General features: G+C 68.6%; 12 protein-coding genes. 5 read left to right on the top strand and 7 right to left on the bottom strand.

Annotated features, from left to right (window positions below; translation table 11 throughout):
- Window positions 1-52 precede the first annotated feature (52 nt).
- From ASE78_RS06505 to ASE78_RS06475, 7 genes are all read right to left on the bottom strand, one after another.
- Window positions 53-2245 (bottom strand): TonB-dependent siderophore receptor, encoded by a 2193-nt coding sequence (locus tag ASE78_RS06505; RefSeq protein WP_230769868.1) that lies wholly within the window; start codon window positions 2243-2245, stop codon window positions 53-55.
- A gap of 216 nt (window positions 2246-2461) precedes the next feature.
- Complete coding sequence (locus ASE78_RS06500; RefSeq protein WP_056494694.1) at window positions 2462-3616, bottom strand: amidohydrolase; 1155 nt, start codon at window positions 3614-3616, stop codon at window positions 2462-2464.
- A 25-nt stretch (window positions 3617-3641) separates the two neighbouring features.
- Entirely contained in the window at window positions 3642-4136 is a 495-nt protein-coding gene (locus tag ASE78_RS06495; protein WP_055756417.1) for an Lrp/AsnC family transcriptional regulator, read from the bottom strand.
- A 38-nt stretch (window positions 4137-4174) separates the two neighbouring features.
- Window positions 4175-5551 carry an aminotransferase class III-fold pyridoxal phosphate-dependent enzyme gene (locus tag ASE78_RS06490; RefSeq protein ID WP_056494691.1) on the bottom strand — a complete coding sequence of 459 codons (1377 nt, stop codon included), beginning with the start codon at window positions 5549-5551 and terminating at the stop codon, window positions 4175-4177.
- Window positions 5552-5899: 348 nt separating this feature from the next.
- The gene (locus ASE78_RS06485; protein ID WP_056494688.1) at window positions 5900-6967 is read right to left on the bottom strand and encodes a tartrate dehydrogenase; all 1068 of its coding nucleotides are present in this window, start codon (window positions 6965-6967) and stop codon (window positions 5900-5902) included.
- Window positions 6964-8436: an NAD-dependent succinate-semialdehyde dehydrogenase gene (locus ASE78_RS06480; protein WP_056494684.1), complete on the bottom strand. Its 1473-nt coding sequence runs from the start codon at window positions 8434-8436 to the stop codon at window positions 6964-6966. Before ASE78_RS06480 ends, ASE78_RS06485 begins: the two co-directional genes overlap by 4 nt.
- Window positions 8430-9341: a GNAT family N-acetyltransferase gene (locus ASE78_RS06475; RefSeq protein ID WP_162236469.1), complete on the bottom strand. Its 912-nt coding sequence runs from the start codon at window positions 9339-9341 to the stop codon at window positions 8430-8432. Before ASE78_RS06475 ends, ASE78_RS06480 begins: the two co-directional genes overlap by 7 nt.
- Window positions 9342-9577: 236 nt before the next feature.
- Here ASE78_RS06475 and ASE78_RS06470 point away from each other — a divergent pair, with 236 nt between their 5' ends.
- The 5 genes from ASE78_RS06470 to ASE78_RS06450 all read left to right on the top strand — a co-directional run.
- Window positions 9578-10963, top strand: a complete 1386-nt coding sequence (locus tag ASE78_RS06470) for an NAD(P)/FAD-dependent oxidoreductase (protein WP_235514895.1) — start codon at window positions 9578-9580, stop codon at window positions 10961-10963.
- Entirely contained in the window at window positions 10960-12486 is a 1527-nt protein-coding gene (locus ASE78_RS06465) for an ABC transporter substrate-binding protein (RefSeq protein ID WP_235514894.1), read from the top strand. The genes ASE78_RS06470 and ASE78_RS06465 overlap by 4 nt, the downstream gene beginning before the upstream one ends.
- Window positions 12483-13442 carry an ABC transporter permease gene (locus ASE78_RS18915; protein ID WP_056494678.1) on the top strand — a complete coding sequence of 320 codons (960 nt, stop codon included), beginning with the start codon at window positions 12483-12485 and terminating at the stop codon, window positions 13440-13442. Before ASE78_RS06465 ends, ASE78_RS18915 begins: the two co-directional genes overlap by 4 nt.
- Window positions 13439-14236: an ABC transporter permease gene (locus tag ASE78_RS18910; protein WP_230769863.1), complete on the top strand. Its 798-nt coding sequence runs from the start codon at window positions 13439-13441 to the stop codon at window positions 14234-14236. The genes ASE78_RS18915 and ASE78_RS18910 overlap by 4 nt, the downstream gene beginning before the upstream one ends.
- On the top strand, window positions 14233-16111 hold a 1879-nt coding region (locus ASE78_RS06450; RefSeq protein ID WP_082467039.1), incomplete at its 3' end, for an ABC transporter ATP-binding protein. The genes ASE78_RS18910 and ASE78_RS06450, both read left to right, overlap by 4 nt.

The raw sequence follows: 16111 nt of genomic DNA, 5'->3' as shown, positions 1-16111 counted from the left end.
CCAGTGCCATAGCACTGGCCCGGGGACAGGCGTTACGGACGGCGTTCCGCGCTCAGTAGCTGTAGCCGACGCGCACCATGAACTGGCGCGGTGCGCCCGGCAGCGTCCACAGCCGCGAATAGGAGCTGGGGAAATACTGCTTGTCGAACAGATTGGTGACTTCGCCCGACACGCGGATGCGGTCGGTCGGTTCGAACGCGGCGGTCAGCCGGGTCAGCGTATAGCCCGGCAGATAGTAGAAGTCGCCGTTCGGGAAGCGATAGCCGGTTTCGCCCAGCCGTCGCCCGACATAATTCACCCCCGCGCCCAGCGTCAGCCGGCTGCTGCCGATGTCGAAATCCTTGAAGATCAGCGCGCTGCCGCTGTTCTTGGCGATGTTGAGCAGCGGATCGCCCTTGCGCAGCCCGAACCCGAAATTGGGGTCGAGCGCGTCCTGCGCCACCGTCGCGTCGATATAGGCGTAATTGAACTGGACGCGGAACCCGGCGGGTAGATTGCCCGACAGTTCGGCCTCGACGCCCTTGCTCTGCGCCCTGCCCACCGCCAGCGAGAAGTTGGCGTTGACCGGGTCGGCGGTCAGCACGTTGCTCTTGGTCGTGCGGAACAGCGCGACCGTGCCGGTCAGCCGGTTGTGGAACAGCGCGACCTTGGCCCCTGCCTCGTAGGATTCGGTGCGTTCGGGAAGGAACGGGTTGTTGTTCGCATCGGTGCCGTTGTTCGGGCGGAAGCCGCGCCCGTAATTGGCATAGATCGAGAGCGCATCGCCGATCAGATAGGTCGCGCCGACCGAGGGGCTGAACGCGGTCTTGAACTGCTGGGTCCGGCGCCCGCCGACACGCTCGTCGATCACCTGTTCGAATTCGTCGTAGCGCCCGCCGAAGCGGACCTTCAGCGCATCGGTCACATCGACCTGATCCTGAAGATAGCCACCCCAACTGAACTGCCGTTCCAGATAGCTCTGGAAGGTGCCGGTCGCGGGCTGCTTGCCATAGACCGGGTTGAAGATGTCGACGCGGTTGCCCGCCACCAGATTGCCCGCCGCCTGCGACGCGACCAGCGGCGGACGATAACGGTTCTGGATCACGTCCAGCTCATACTGGTCCCAGTCAGCACCGACGATCATGTGGTGGGTGAGCGATCCGGTGGCGAATTCGCCGCTCAGCTCGCCGCGGAACGTAAGATCGGTGGTCGAATAGTCGCGGGCGCGGCGCTGGCGCGACAGGGTGGTGCCGTCGGTATAGAGCCGCTGGCGACCGGCGGCCAGTTCCGCCTCGGTCGAGGTGCCCTTGAAGAAGGTGTCGCGATAGCCGACGCCCAGCACCAGCGACCAGTCGGAACTGAAATCATGCTGCAATTGCGCCTGATGCCCCTTGGCGCGGACATGGACCGGACCGTCGCCCGGTTCGCCGAAGAACCGTTCGCGCGGAACCAGCGACAGATTGCCGCCCGGCGCGACGATGCCGCGATCGAACATCACCTTCTGGTCGATATATTCGAATTCATAGCTGGCCGAGCTGTCGCGCCCGAGCTTCACCAGTACCGACGGCGTCACCGTCACCTTCTGGCTCGATATGAAATCGCGGAAGCTGTCGGCGGATTCGGCGGCGCCGGTCACGCGCACCGCGATCTTGCTCGACAGCGGCACGTTCACATCGCCCTCGCTGCGATAGTTATTGAAGCTGCCCGCCGACAGGATCGCGCCGCCGTGCAGGTCGAACCCCGGTTTCTTGGTGATGATGTTGACGGTACAGCCCGGTTCGCCCCGCCCGAACAGCGACGAGTTGGGGCCTTTGAGCACCTGTACCTGTTCGACGTTCGACATGTCGCGCGATCCGCCATAGCCGCGCGCGCCGTTGAACCCGTTGACCAGATAGTTGCTGGCCGTTCCCTCATCGCCGGTGAAGCCGCGACAGGCGAACACGTCGAACAGCCCGCCGAAATTATTCTGCCGCGCGATTCCGGTCGCGAAGTCGAGGGCGTTGTCCAGCCGGGTGATCCCGGCATCCTTCAGCGTCGCGGCGGACAGGATCTGGATGCTCTGCGGCACTTCGATGGTGGGGACGTTGGCGACATATTGCTGACGCTGACCCTGCACCACGATGTCGGCCTGCTGGTCGGGTTCGGCGTCGGCCGTCGCGGCGGCAGCAACCCCGGCGGTCGCGGCGACATCCTGTGCGGTGGCGGCGACGGGCATGGTGAACGCCAGAGCGGCGGCACTGAGGAAAAGCAGTTGTCGGTTGCGCATAAGAACCCCCCAAGCATGAAACGGCTGTCGCATCGTCCTCAACCTGGCGGCGTCCCGATCTTCGCTTCCGGTCCTTTGCGGACCGGCGGACCGGTGTAGCGCCGCCTCTGCGGCACCTGGATAATGGGCGAGGGGTTCAAGCATTTTGTTGCGAAGCCGTGACAGGATCGGAACGAAATGCAGCGTTGTGCGTGGCGTTGCCACGCGATCATGCCGTCAGCCGGCGGGAAGCTCGCGCCGGGCCAGTTCGGCGAACCACGCGATGCCGATCGGGGTCGCGGCATCGTTGAAGTCATAGGCGGGGTGATGCAGCGGCGCGGTGTGCGATTCGTCGCGCTGGCCGAGCCACAGATAGGCGCCGGGCCGCGCGCGCAGCATGAACGCGAAATCCTCCGAGGTGAATGCGGGTGCTGGCGCTTCGCCGGCGTCGTCGCACACCGCCTGCGCGGCGGCCAGCGCGATCGCGGCGCTGGCGGGATCGTTCACGGTCGCGGGATAATAGCGGACATAGTCGATGGCGATCACGGTTTCGCTCGCATGTGCCACCCCGTCGCAGATCGCGCGCACCGATTGTTCGATGCGGTCCTGCACCGCGCCCGAAAAGGTGCGGACCGTGCCGGTCAGCGTGACCTTGGCGGGCAGCACGTTGTGCGAATCGCCCCCGGCGACCTTCGTGACAGAGAGTACCGCGCTCTCGGTCGGGGGGATGCGCCGGGCGACGATCGTGTTGAGCTGTGCGATCAGCGTCGCGGCGGCGAGGATCGCGTCCGGGGTCTGGTGCGGCATCGCCGCATGGCCGCCGCGCCCGGTGATGGTGATGTCGAACCGGTCGGCCGCCGCCATGATCGGACCCGGCCGGGTCCGCGCGCTGCCCAGCGGCAGGTCGGGCCAGTTGTGCAGCGCGAACACCCGGTCGCAGGGAAAGCGATCGAACAACCCGTCTCGCACCATCGCGTCCGCCCCGCCCTGCCCTTCCTCGGCGGGCTGGAAGATGAAATGGATCGTCCCTGAAAATTCACGGATGCGCGCGAGATGCCGTGCCGCGCCGATCAGCGTCGCGCTGTGCCCGTCATGACCGCAGCCATGGAACACACCGGGGGTCGTGCTGGCATACGCCAGCCCGGTTTCCTCGGCAAAGGGCAGCGCGTCCATGTCGGCGCGAAATCCGATCGCGCCGTTGCCGGGGCCATTGCGCAGCGTGCCGACCACCCCGGTCCCGCCGATGCCGGTCGTCACCTCCAGCCCGGCATCGCGCAGCGCGGCGGCGATGATCCCGGCAGTACGATGCTCGGCGAAACCGAGTTCGGGATGAGCGTGCAGGTCGCGGCGCAGCGCGGCGAGGTCGGCGAGGTCGTGGGCATCGATACGCATCGGCGGGGCCTTCCGGGCTAGGGGTTCAGCCGCGATCCTCGAACAGCGCCTCGATCGGGTCGTAGCGTTTCACGATCGGCGACTTCAGGACGATGTAGCTGAAATATTTCTCGATCCCGAAATCGCTTTCGAGGATCGATTCGATCAGTTCCTGATATTGCGACACGTTGCGGGTGATGAACTTCACCAGATAGTCGTAGCCGCCGCTTACGAGGTGGCATTCGACGATCTCGGGCAGGTTGCGCGCGCGCTGTTCGAACCGGGAAAAATCGCCGGTGCGATGGTCCTTCAGCGTCACCTCGGTAAAGACGGTCAATGTCTCGCCCAGCTTGGCAAGTGCGACATGCGCGCCATAGCCGGTGATATACCCGGCCTTTTCCAGCCGCTTGACCCGCGACAGGCACGGGCTGGGCGACAGGCCGACCGCATCGGCCAGATCGACGTTGGTGATCCGCCCGTTGCGCTGCAACTGCGCGAGGATGCGGAAATCCAGTCGGTCGAGTTTGGGCGATGGGGTCATGGTCGCAAGTCTATCCCGTCCTGCCGGATTGATGGCGTCTATCGCAATGCCGCACGAACATCCGGCCGGTCCAGCACGTCGTCAAGCGTGGCGGTGAGCCGTGCGAGCAGTTCGTCCATGTCGGCTTCGTCGCAACTGATCGCGGGCGCAAGGCCGATCGTGCCGTCGGCAAAGGCGCGGAAGATGATCCGGTTGGCGTGGGCCGCGCGGGTCAGCAGGTCGGGAAGGCGAAGCGCGGGATCGAACCGCGCCTTGGTCGCGCGATCGGCGACCAGTTCGATCCCCGCCAGCATCCCCGCCTGCCGCACGTCGCCGACCAGCGGATGACCGGCGATCGTCGCCAGCCCCGCCGCCAGTTGCGGCGCGCGGGCGATGCCGTTGGCGAGGATGCCGTCTTCGTACAGGTCGAGCACCGCCATGCCGACCGCCGCCGACACCGGATGCCCCGAATAGGTCGCACCATGCCCGATCGGCAGGTGGTTGTCCGGCCCGTCGGCGATCCCGGCATAGATTTCTTCGGACAGGAGCAGCGCCCCCATCGGCGCGTATCCGGCGGTCAGCCCCTTGGCCAGCGTCATCAGGTCGGGCGAGACGCCTTCGTGCTCGCACGCGAACATCGGCCCCGTCCGCCCGAACCCGGTGATGACCTCGTCGACGACCAGCAGGATGTCCAGCTCGGTGCAGGTGGCGCGCATCGCCGCCAGCCAGCCCTTCGGCGGCACGAGGACGCCGGCCGATCCCTGCACCGGCTCGGCAAAGAACGCCGCGACATTTTCGGCGCCCAGCGCCGCGACCTTGTCGCGCAGCGACGCGACGCTGGCGGCGATCACCGCCTGCGGATCGTCACCCGCCGCGTGGCGATAGCCATAGGGCGCGGGGATATGGTGCTGCCAGCCATGCGGCAGATCGAACAGCCGGTGGAACGCGGGCAGCCCGGTGATCCCCGCGCCGTTCGACGACGACCCGTGATAGCCCTTGTCGAGCGCGATGACGTGTTTCCGGGTCGGCTGCCCCTTGGCGTTCCAGTAATGGACGATGAAGCGCAGCGCCGAGTCGATCGAATCCGATCCGCCCTGGGTGAAATAGACCCGGTCCAGCCCGGCGGGGGCCAGCGTGGCCAGCCGCTCGGCCAGCCGGATCGCCGGTTCGCTGGCATAGGAGAAATAGCCGGTGGCATAGGGCAGCCGCCGCATCTGTTCGGCCGCCGCCTCGACCACGTTCTCGTGACCATAGCCGATGTTGACGCACCACAGCCCGGAAAAGGCATCGAGCAGGTCGCGACCGTCGCCGTCAGTCAGATACATACCCTGCCCGCGCGTCAGCACGGTCGCGCCGCGCGCCTCATGCCCGCGCCATGCGGTGACGGGATGGATGAGGTGACGGCGGTCGGCCTCGATCAGCGAATTGGAGAACATGGCAGCCCCGTTGGAAGTGATGCCGCATCCTACCCGGCGACGGGGGGCGGCGGGACGATCAACCCGCCGCCGCCACCGCCGCCGACTGCCGAAGTTGGCGATCCTGCGGCAGATTATGCCGTAGCCGCCGTCTAGGGCCAATCGACATTCAGCCGGCCATAACGCCAGCAAAGACCCTTTCCGTCACCCCGGACTTGTTCCGGGGTCCACTTGGCCGCGAACGCTGTCGCAGGTGCCTCGAGCGGCATCGATCGCTGCACTGTGGACCCCGGAACAAGTCCGGGGTGACAAAGGATGGTGGTATTTTCGACTACGAACTGCACCGGAATAGCTGAATGTCGATCGGCCCTAGCCGATCGCCGCCGCCACCGCCTTGCCGCAATCGATGGTCGAGGCGGTGCCCTTCAGGTCGCGGGTCCGGCCGGTTTCGCTCGCCAGCACGGTTTCGATCGCGGTGACGATCGACGCGGCGGCGGCATGTTCGCCGACATGGTCGAGCAGCATCGCCGCGCACCAGATCTGCCCGATCGGGTTGGCGATCCCCTGCCCGGCTATGTCGGGAGCGGACCCGTGGACCGGCTCGAACAGCGAGGGGACCGACCGGTCGGGGTTGATGTTGCCGCACGGCGCGATGCCGATGGTGCCGGTACATGCGGGGCCAAGGTCGGAGAGGATGTCGCCGAACAGGTTGGATGCGACCACCACGTCGAACCGGTCGGGGTTCATCACGAACTGCGCGGCAAGGATGTCGATATGATATTTGTCGGTCCGCACGTCCGGGTAGCGTGCCGCCATCTCCACCACGCGGCTGTCCCACCACGGCATGGTGATGGCGATGCCGTTGGATTTGGTCGCCGACGTCAGATGTTTGGCGGGCCGCTGCTGCGCGAGGTCGAAGGCATAGCGCAGGATGCGGTCGGTGCCGGTGCGGGTCATGATCGTTTCCTGCAACACCACCTCGCGGTCGGTGCCGGGAAAGGCGGTGCCGCCGATCGCGGAATATTCGCCCTCGGTATTCTCGCGCACGATCATCATGTCGATGTCGCCCGGCTTGCGCCCCGCCAGCGGGCACGGCACGCCGGGCATCAGCCGCGCGGGGCGCAGATTGACGTACTGGTCATATTCGCGACGGAACTGGATCAGCGAATCCCACAGCGAGATATGGTCGGGCACCGTATCGGGCCAGCCGACCGCGCCGAAGAAGATCGCATCGACATCGCCGATCCGCGCCTTCCAGTCCTCGGGCATCATTCGCCCGTGGCGGACGTAATAGTCGCAGCTCGCGAAATCATGCCATTGCTGCTCGACGGTGAACCCGTACGCGGCGGCAGCGGCTTCGAGCGCGCGAATCCCCTCGGGCACGACTTCCTTGCCGATCCCGTCGCCGGGAATCACCGCGATCCGATAGTTTTTCACGAGCCTTGCAACCCTCCCCAATGAAACGCCTTGGTTTCCAGATATTCGTCGATGCCTTCACGCCCGCCCTCGCGGCCGAGGCCCGAGGCCTTGATCCCGCCGAACGGGGCCATTTCCATCGCCAGCGTGCCGGTGTTCAGCCCGACCATGCCGAACTCCAGCGCCTCGCCGACGCGCCATGCGCGGTGCAGGTCGTTGGTGTAGAAATAGCTGGCGAGGCCGAACGGCGTGGCATTGGCCAGCGCCACCGCCTCCGCTTCGTGGGTGAAGCGGAACACCGGCGCGACCGGGCCGAACGTCTCCTCCGACGCCAGCCGCATGTCGGCGGTGGCCCCGGTCAGCACGACCGGGCGCGCGAACCGATCGTCGTCGCGCGCACCGTCGGGCGCGGCGACGATCCGCGCGCCCTTGTCCAGCGCGTCGGCGACATGATCGGCGACCTTGGCACAGGCGGCGGCGTTGATGAGCGGCCCGATCGTCACCCCCGCTGTCCGTCCGTCGCCGACCGTGAGCGCGCGCACCGCCTCGCCCAGCTTCGCGACGAAGGCGTCGTGGATGCCGTCCTGCACCAGCAGGCGGTTGGCGCAGACGCAGGTCTGCCCGGCGTTGCGGAACTTGCTGAGCATCGCGCCCGCCACCGCCGCATCGACATCGGCGTCGTCGAACACGATGAACGGCGCGTTGCCGCCCAGTTCGAGGCTGAGCCGCTTGAGCGTATCCGCCGACTGCCGCATCAGCAGCGATCCGACCCGCGTCGATCCGGTGAACGACAGCTTGCGCACGACCGGCGAGGCGGTCAGCGCCGCGCCGATCGCTTGCGGCAATCCGGTGACGATGTTGACGACGCCCGGCGGCATCCCCGCACGTTCGGCCAGCCGGACCAGCGCCAGCGCGGTGAACGGGGTCAGTTCGGACGGCTTGATGACGACGGTGCAGCCAGCAGCGAGCGCGGGCGCCACCTTGCGGGTAATCATCGCCGCCGGAAAATTCCACGGGGTGATCGCCGCGCAGACGCCGACCGGTTCGCGCGTCGCGAGGATACGGCGGTCGCCGCTCGGCGCCGGGATCATGTGCCCCGCGATCCGCCGGCCTTCGCCCGCGAACCATTTGACGAAGCTGGCGGCATAGCCGATCTCGCCCTTGGCCTCGGCGATCGGCTTGCCCTGTTCGGCGGTCATGATCGCCGCCAGCCCATCGGCATGGGCGAGGATCGCCGCATGCCATGCTTCGAGCAGCGTCGCGCGGTCGTCGGCGGTGCGTCGCCGCCATGCCGGCAGCGCGGCGGCGGCGGCGGCGATCGCCGCATCGGTATCGACCGTGCCCGCCGCCGGAACGGTGCCGATCGTCGCGCCGGTCGCGGGATCGGTGACGTCGAGCGTGCCGCCGTCCGCCGCGCCGCACCAGCGATCGCCGATCCGCATCGCCTCGACCAGCAGCCCGCTCGCGCGCAGGTCCGCGATGCTCAGCATAGCGCCTGGCTCACGATCGCGAACGACGTGGCGGGCGCGGCGGCGGCCGGCTCGCCACCCCGGACCATCGTCACCACGCGCCCGACCCGAACCAGCCCCAGTTCCTCCAGCCACGGCCCCAGCCCGCTGTCGCCATGGATGTCGAGGCGGATGAACTCGCCGCTGCGCGACCCGATCCACTGGGCGATCAGCGCCTTGGCGCGGGTCACGTCGGGCGCGATCACCGGCCCCACGACATAGCCCCGGCCGAACCGGCGGAACAGCGCGACCCCGCTTACCTCGTCACCGTGCGTCAGCACCACGCCATGCGCCTTGTCGCGCAGCACGGTCATCACCGCCGGACGGTCCAGCCCGCTGCCCGCGCGGACCAGCGCATCGACCACCGCGCCGTCGCGCTCGCCCATCGGGCGCAGCCGCTCGCCCGGCCCCAGCGGGACCAGCGGCGCCTGAAACGCCGCGCCTTGATGCTGGAGGATTTCCCCCACCCCCGAAAAGCCCAGCTTGCGATAGAGCGGCAACCCGTCCTCGGTCGCGTTGAGCTGGATCGCGGCATCGGGGCCGAGCGCGGCGGCGATCTGGTCGAGCACCGCGTCCATCATGATCCGGCCGATTCCCGCGCCCCGGTGCCGCCGTGACACGATCACCATGCCCAGCGTCGCGATCGCCGGTCCCGCGCGCCACCACATCGTCGTGGCGACGACCTCGCCGTTCAGTTCGGCGACGGTGCCGGTGCCGACCGCCAGCATGTCGGCCAGATCCTCGACGCGGTGCGGCCATTGCTCGCCCTTCGACAACCGGTGGACGCCGTCGATGTCCTCCTGCGTCATCGGGCGCAACCGCATGGTGCGGCTCTCCGCCGGGGCGGGCTCGGGGGCGGCACTTGTCTGCATCGTCTCGCGTTCCATCGCTGTCTCTCTTGCCCTGCTATAGCCCGTCCCCTGGCGCAGGAGGTGCCGCGCGGGGGAAGCGACGGCATCATATCGCGCGGAAACGCCGCTCCGCCCGGAATATCCTGCCGCACGTCCGGCTGCGCCAGTGGTTTCATCACCATCGCAGGCCGATGCTGCCCCGACCCGCGAACGGGTCGCGAACCCGGAGGGCGCGGTACGCTGTGCGGTCCCGTGGGGAAGGTTCGGCATAGATGACCGACGACCGGCACAACTATCCCCTATCGATGCCGGTGCGGTTCGAGCAGATTATGCCGCAACGGGGTGCTGGTGCCCCGGCGGGGGAAGCCGGACACGCGATGAAGCTGGAATCCTATTGGCTGGACAGCGGCGAGCGCTTCGCACGGGCCGAACCGGGCCCGCTGCCGACGCGCGCATCGGTGGTGGTCGTGGGCGGCGGCTTCACCGGGATGGCGGCGGCGCGAACGCTGGCGCTGGCGGGCACCGACGTCGTGGTGATCGAGGCGGGCCGCATCGCGGGCGAAGCTTCGGGGCGCAACGGCGGGCAATGCAACAACGGCATCGCCGGTGACATGGCGGCGCTGATCTCCCGGTTCGGGATCGAGCGCGCCACCGCGCTTTACCGCGCGTTCGACGCCGGGGTCGACCGGGTCGAGGCGATTGTGACCGAAGAGCACATCGCCTGCGACTTCACCCGCAACGGCAAGCTGAAGCTGGCCGACAAGCCCGAACACGCCGCCAAGCTGGCCCGCGCCGCCGAAGTGCTGGCCCAGACGGTCGAACCCGACCTGCGACTGCTGTCGCGCGCCGGGCTTTCGGACGAGATCGCCTCCGACGCCTTTCACGGGGGGCTGGTATTCCCGCGCAGCGCGTCGCTCCACATGGGACGGTTCGCCGCCGGACTGGCCGACGCGGCGGTGCGCCACGGCGCGAGACTGTTCGAGGATGCGCCGCTGACCGCGATGACGCGGCTGCCCGGCGGCCGCCACCGGCTGACGACCCCGCGCGGCACGATCGAGGCGGACGCGGTGCTGCTGGCGACCGGCGCGTCGATGGCCGGGCCGTTCGCGTGGCTGCGCCGGCGGATCGTCCCGATCGGTAGCTTCATCGTCGCGACCGAGCCGCTGGGCGCGTTGGCTCGCACCATCCTGCCGGGGCGGCGCAACGGGACGACGACCCGCAACATCGGCAATTATTTCCGGCTGACCGCCGACGACCGGCTGATCTTCGGCGGGCGGGCGCGCTTCGCCCTGTCCAGCCCGCGCAGCGACCTGCGCAGCGGCGAAGTCCTGCAAGCCGGGATGCGGCGCATCTTTCCGCAACTGGCCGATACCCGCATCACCCACACCTGGGGCGGTATCGTCGACCTGACCGCCGACCGATTGCCGCGCGCCGGGGAACGCGACGGCGTATTCTATGCGTTGGGCTATAGCGGGCACGGCACGCAGATGTCGGTGCTGATGGGCGAAACCATGGCGCGGATCATCGGCGGCGCGCGTTCCGTGGACGAAAATCCGTTCCATGCCCTGCCGTGGCCCGCCGTGCCGGGGCATTTCGGACCGCCATGGTTCCTGCCCGCGGTCGGCGCCTATTACCGGTATCAGGACTGGCGGCATTGATCGCGCGGCGTGACGCGATCCGCCTGCTCGGCGGTGGCGGGCTGTCGCTCGGCCTCGGCGCGTGCGGATTCGAAGCGGCGAAACCCGAACCTGCCGGCGGGCGGCTGCGCGTCGCCGTCGCGGTCAGCTCGACCGCCGACACGATGGACCCGGCGCGCCAGACGGTCGTCACCGATTTTTGCCGCTGCGCGATGGTCTATGACGGGCTGACCCGGCTCGACGCGCAGTTCCGCCCGGAACCGGCACTGGCCGAGGCGATCGAGACGGCCGACGCGCGCGACTGGTCGATCCGGTTGCGCAAGGGCGTGCGCTTCCACGACGGGTCACCGCTCACCGTCGCCGATGTCGTCTATTCGCTGCGCCGTCACCTCGACCCCGGTGTCGGATCGAAGGCGCGGGTGTTCGCCGAACAGTTCGCCTCGGTTGTCGCCGACGGTCCCGACCGGGTGCGCGTGGTGCTGAAAAGCCCCAACGCCGACCTGCCGACGATCCTTGGCATCCAGCAGTTTCAGATCATCCGCGACGGTACGCGCGAGTTTCACCGCCCGATCGGCACCGGGCCGATGCGGATGATCGAATTCGCTCCCGGCGTCCGCTCGGTCGCGGCGCGGTTCGACGAGTATTGGCGCGGCCCGGTCCGGCTGGGCGAGGTCGAGCTGTTCGCGATTCCCGATGACAGCGCGCGGATCAACGCGCTGCTGTCGGGCGATGTCGACCTGATCCACGCGATCAACCCGCGCATGGCGCGCCATCTGACTGGCGCGGGGTTCGAGCTTCTGGAAACCAAGTCGAGCGGCTACACCAACCTGATCGTCCGGGTCGACCGGGCACCGGGCAACAACCCCGATTTCGTCGCGGGAATGAAACTGCTGCTCGACCGCGAGACGATGCGCACCGCGATCTTTCGCGGCTATGCCACGATCGGCAACGATCAGCCGATCGCCCCGACCAACCCCTATTACGACCCCAGCGTGCCGCAACGCCCGTTCGATCCTGAGCGCGCCCGGTTCCATTTCCGCCGGGCCGGGCTGATCGGCGCGCAGGTGCCGATCGTCACCTCGACCGCCGCCGACAAATCGGACGACATGGCGGTGCTGATCCAGGACGCGGGCCGCCGCGCGGGCATCGGCTTCGACATACGCCGGGTGCCGTCCGACGGCTATTGGACCAACAGTTGGATGAAGGTCCCGCTGGGGTTCGGCAACACCAACCCGCGCCCGACCGCCGACATCAGCTTCACCCAGTTCTTCGCGTCCGACGCCGCGTGGAACGAAAGCGGGTGGCGCAATGCGCGGTTCGACCGCCTGCTGGTCGAAGCGCGTGGGGAAACCGACGAAGCGCGCCGCAAGTCGCTGTACGGCGAGATGCAGCATCTGGTCCACGACCATGCCGGGGTCGGCATTCCGCTGTTCCTCAGCCTGCTCGACGCGCACAGCCCGCGCGTGAAGGGGCTGCGCCCGATGCCGCAGGGGGGATTGATGGGGTTCGATTTCGCCGCGCATGTCTGGCTGGAAGGCGCATGACCGTCCCGCCGCTCGTATCGCTGACCGCGCGCCGAATCGGTGCGTCGCTGGTGACGCTGTTCTTCGTGTCGCTGGCGGTGTTCGGTATCGCCCAACTCATGGAAGGCGACGTGGCCGAAGCCATTCTGGGGCAGAGCGCCACGCCCGAGGCGCTGGCGGGGCTTCGCGCCGCGATGCACCTCGACCAGCCGGCATGGGCGCGCTACCTCGACTGGGCAGGCGGCGTGCTCGTCGGCGATCCGGGGCGCTCGCTCATCACCGGACTGCCGGTCTGGGAGATGATCGCGGCGCGGCTTGGCAATTCGCTGACGCTCGCCGGGCTAACCGCGCTGGTATCGGTGCCGCTCGCGCTGCTGCTCGGCATCGTCGCGGCGGTGAAGCGCGGGACCGCGTTCGACCGCGCGATCAGCATCGCGACGATCGGCGTCGTGTCGGTCCCCGAATTCCTGATCGCGACGCTGGCGGTGATGCTGTTCGCGGTCACGCTGCGCTGGCTGCCCGCGCTGTCGTCGACGCGCGACGTGCATTCGATGTGGGATCTGCTGCGGGTGTTCGCCCTGCCGGTGTTCAGCCTTGCCTGTTTCGTGATGGCGCAGATGGTGCGGATGACCCGCGCGGCGGTGATCGACGCGCTCGACACCTCCTATGCCGAAGCGGCGCGGCTGAAGGGGTGTTCGCCCGCCCGCGTCGTGCTGCGCCATGCGTTGCCCAATGCCGTCGGGCCGATCGCCAATGCGATCGCGCTCAGCCTGTCGACCTTGCTGGGGGGCGTGATCGTGGTCGAAATCATCTTCAACTATCCGGGGGTTGCGCGGCTGATGGTCGATGCGGTGGCCACCCGCGACCTGCCGCTGGTGCAGACGGTGGCGATCATCTTCTGCATCGCCTATCTGCTGCTGGTGACGACCGCCGACGTCGTCGCGATCCTCGCCAATCCGCGATTGCGCCACCGGTGAGGGGTCTGGGACCAAGCGGCCGGATCGGGCTGGTGCTGGTGGCGCTGTGGCTGGCGGTGGCGCTGGTCGGTCCGGCCATCGCGCCGCACGGCGTGGGTGAGGTCGTCGATCTCGACGTGTTCGGCGGGATCAGCCGCGCCTTTCCGCTGGGGACCGACTATCTCGGTCGCGACATGCTCAGCCGGTTGCTGGTCGGGGCGCGCTACACGGTATTCGTCGCGTTCGTCGCGACCGCCATCGCGGCGGCGACCGGCATCCTGCTGGGCCTCGCGGCGGCGGCGGGCGGGTGGATCGACGTGCTGCTGTCGCGCGCGTTCGACATCGTGATCGCGATCCCCAGCCTGATGTTCGCATTGGTGGTGATCGCCGCCACCGGCGCGTCGATCCCGGTGCTGATCGGCACGCTGGCGGTGATCTACACCCCCGGCGCGTTCCGCACCGCACGGTCGCTGGCGATGGGGGTCATGGCGCTCGACTTCGTCGCCGCCGCCCGCGCGCGCGGCGAACGCCTGCCCTATATCGTGGTGCGCGAGGTGCTGCCCAACGTCACCGGGCCGCTCGCCGCCGACTTCGGGTTGCGCTTCGTCTTCGTCGTGCTGCTGCTCAGCGGACTGTCGTTCCTGGGGCTGGGCGTGCAGCCGCCGCAGGCCGATCTGGGCGCGCTGGTCCGCGAGAATATCGCCGGGCTGGGGTTCGGTGCGGCCGCCGTGCTGTTTCCGGCGGTGGCGATCGCCTCTCTTACCATCGGGATGAACCTGTTGATCGATTCCCTTCCCGGACGGCGGCGGCGATGACCGCGCCACTCGCGCGTATCGAGCATCTGCGCATCACCGCCACCGGCGACGACGGGCGCGAGATCGTGATCGTTCCCGACGCCACCCTGTCGGTGGCACCGGGCGAGGTGCTGGCACTGATCGGTGAATCGGGGTCGGGCAAGACGACGATCGCGCTGTCGCTGATGGGCTATGCCCGCCCCGGCTGCCACATCGCGGGCGGCGAGATCGAGGTCGCGGGGATACGGCTCGACGGCGCCGATGCCGATACGCTGCGGGGCTTGCGCGGGCGCACCGTCGCCTATGTCGCGCAGAGCGCCGCCGCAGCGTTCAACCCGTCGCTGACGATCATGGCGCAGGTGATCGAACCCGCGCTGATCCACGGTACGCTCGACCGCGCCGCCGCCGAGGAAAAGGCGAAGGCGTTGTTCCGCCGCCTCGCGCTGCCCGATCCCGACGGGGTCGGCGCGCGCTATCCGCACCAGGTCTCGGGCGGACAGCTCCAGCGGCTCATGGCGGCGATGGCGCTCATCACCGATCCCAAGCTGGTGATCTTCGACGAGCCGACCACCGCGCTCGACGTGACGACCCAGATCGAGGTGCTGAAAGCGTTCAAGGATGCGGTGCGCGATCTTGGCACCACCGCAGTCTATGTCACCCACGACCTGTCGGTGGTCGCGCAGATCGCGGATCGCATCGCGGTGCTGCGCGGCGGCGAGGTGCAGGAACTGGGATCGACCGACCAGATTCTGTTCGCGCCACGCCACGACTATAGCCGCGCGCTGGTCGCCGCCGCCGCGCCGCGCGCGCCCGCCGTGGCGCCGGCGGTGGTCGACGACCGCCCGCTGCTCGAACTGTGGGGCGTGGTCGCGGGCTATGGCGGCACCAACCACGACGGCACCCCGCGCACCCGCATCCTCGACGGGATCGACGTGTCGATCCGGCGCGGACAGGTGCTGGGCGTGATCGGCGAATCGGGGTGCGGCAAGAGCACGCTGGCGCGGGTCGCCGCCGGGCTGCATCCGCCGACCGCCGGGCGTATCCTGCTCGACGGGCGACCGCTCTCGCCGATCGTGCGGCGGCGGTCGCGCGACGAGTTGCGCCGGGTGCAGATGGTGTTCCAGAGCGCCGACACCGCACTCAATCCGGCGGTCAGCGTGGGCGCGGCGATTGCCCGCCCCCTCGCCTTCTATCACGGGCTGGACCGCCGGTCGGCGCGGGCGGAAGTCGCGCGCCTGCTCGACCTCGTCCGCCTGCCCGCCGCGCTGGCGGGGCGGCTGCCGGGCGAGTTGTCGGGCGGCCAGAAGCAGCGCGTGAACCTTGCCCGGGCGCTTGCCGCGCGGCCCGATCTGCTGCTGTGCGACGAAGTGACCTCGGCGCTGGACCCGGTGGTCGCCGAAGCGGTGCTCGACCTGCTGATCGAGCTGCGCCGCGAACTCGGCCTCGCCTATATGTTCATCACCCATGACTTGGAGATCGTGCGCGCGATCAGCGACGACGTCTTGGTGCTCTATGCCGGGCGCGTCGCCGAACGGGTGACGCGGGACGGACTGGGGCATGGCGCCCACCATCCCTATACCCGGTTGCTGACCGCGTCGGTGCCCGAACTGCGCCCGGGCTGGCTGGAGGAAACGCCCGCGCGCGACGCGGGTGCCGCCGGCGGAGCACGCATGCGCGCGCAAGGGTGCAGTTTTCAGCCGCGCTGCCCGATGGCGATCGACGCCTGTGCCGCGGAAATGCCGCCGATGCTGATCGAGGACGACCGGCGTGTCTTCTGCCACCGGTCAGCGGAGATACTGACCCCCGCCGGCCGGCAAGGGGGTGCCGGAACCACCGACAGCCCCTTGCCGGCCGGCGGGGACCGATCGACATTCGACCAGACGCCGGCGCATGTAT

The organism is Sphingomonas sp. Leaf25 (assembly GCF_001421635.1).
GTDB lineage: Bacteria > Pseudomonadota > Alphaproteobacteria > Sphingomonadales > Sphingomonadaceae > Sphingomonas.
The sequence above is the reverse complement of the archived record's forward strand: the minus strand, read 5'-3'. Positions and strand labels throughout refer to the sequence as shown.

Excerpts from the sequence above, each read along its gene's own strand:
- ASE78_RS06505 (WP_230769868.1), bottom strand. The coding sequence starts at position 2,245 with ATGCGCAACCGACAACTGCTTTTCCTCAGTGCCGCCGCTCTGGCGTTC.
- ASE78_RS06500 (WP_056494694.1), bottom strand. The coding sequence starts at position 3,616 with ATGCGTATCGATGCCCACGACCTCGCCGACCTCGCCGCGCTGCGCCGC.
- ASE78_RS06495 (WP_055756417.1), bottom strand. The coding sequence starts at position 4,136 with ATGACCCCATCGCCCAAACTCGACCGACTGGATTTCCGCATCCTCGCG.
- ASE78_RS06490 (WP_056494691.1), bottom strand. The coding sequence starts at position 5,551 with ATGTTCTCCAATTCGCTGATCGAGGCCGACCGCCGTCACCTCATCCAT.
- ASE78_RS06480 (WP_056494684.1), bottom strand. The coding sequence starts at position 8,436 with ATGCTGAGCATCGCGGACCTGCGCGCGAGCGGGCTGCTGGTCGAGGCG.
- ASE78_RS06475 (WP_162236469.1), bottom strand. The coding sequence starts at position 9,341 with ATGGAACGCGAGACGATGCAGACAAGTGCCGCCCCCGAGCCCGCCCCG.
- ASE78_RS06470 (WP_235514895.1), top strand. The coding sequence starts at position 9,578 with ATGACCGACGACCGGCACAACTATCCCCTATCGATGCCGGTGCGGTTC.
- ASE78_RS18915 (WP_056494678.1), top strand. The coding sequence starts at position 12,483 with ATGACCGTCCCGCCGCTCGTATCGCTGACCGCGCGCCGAATCGGTGCG.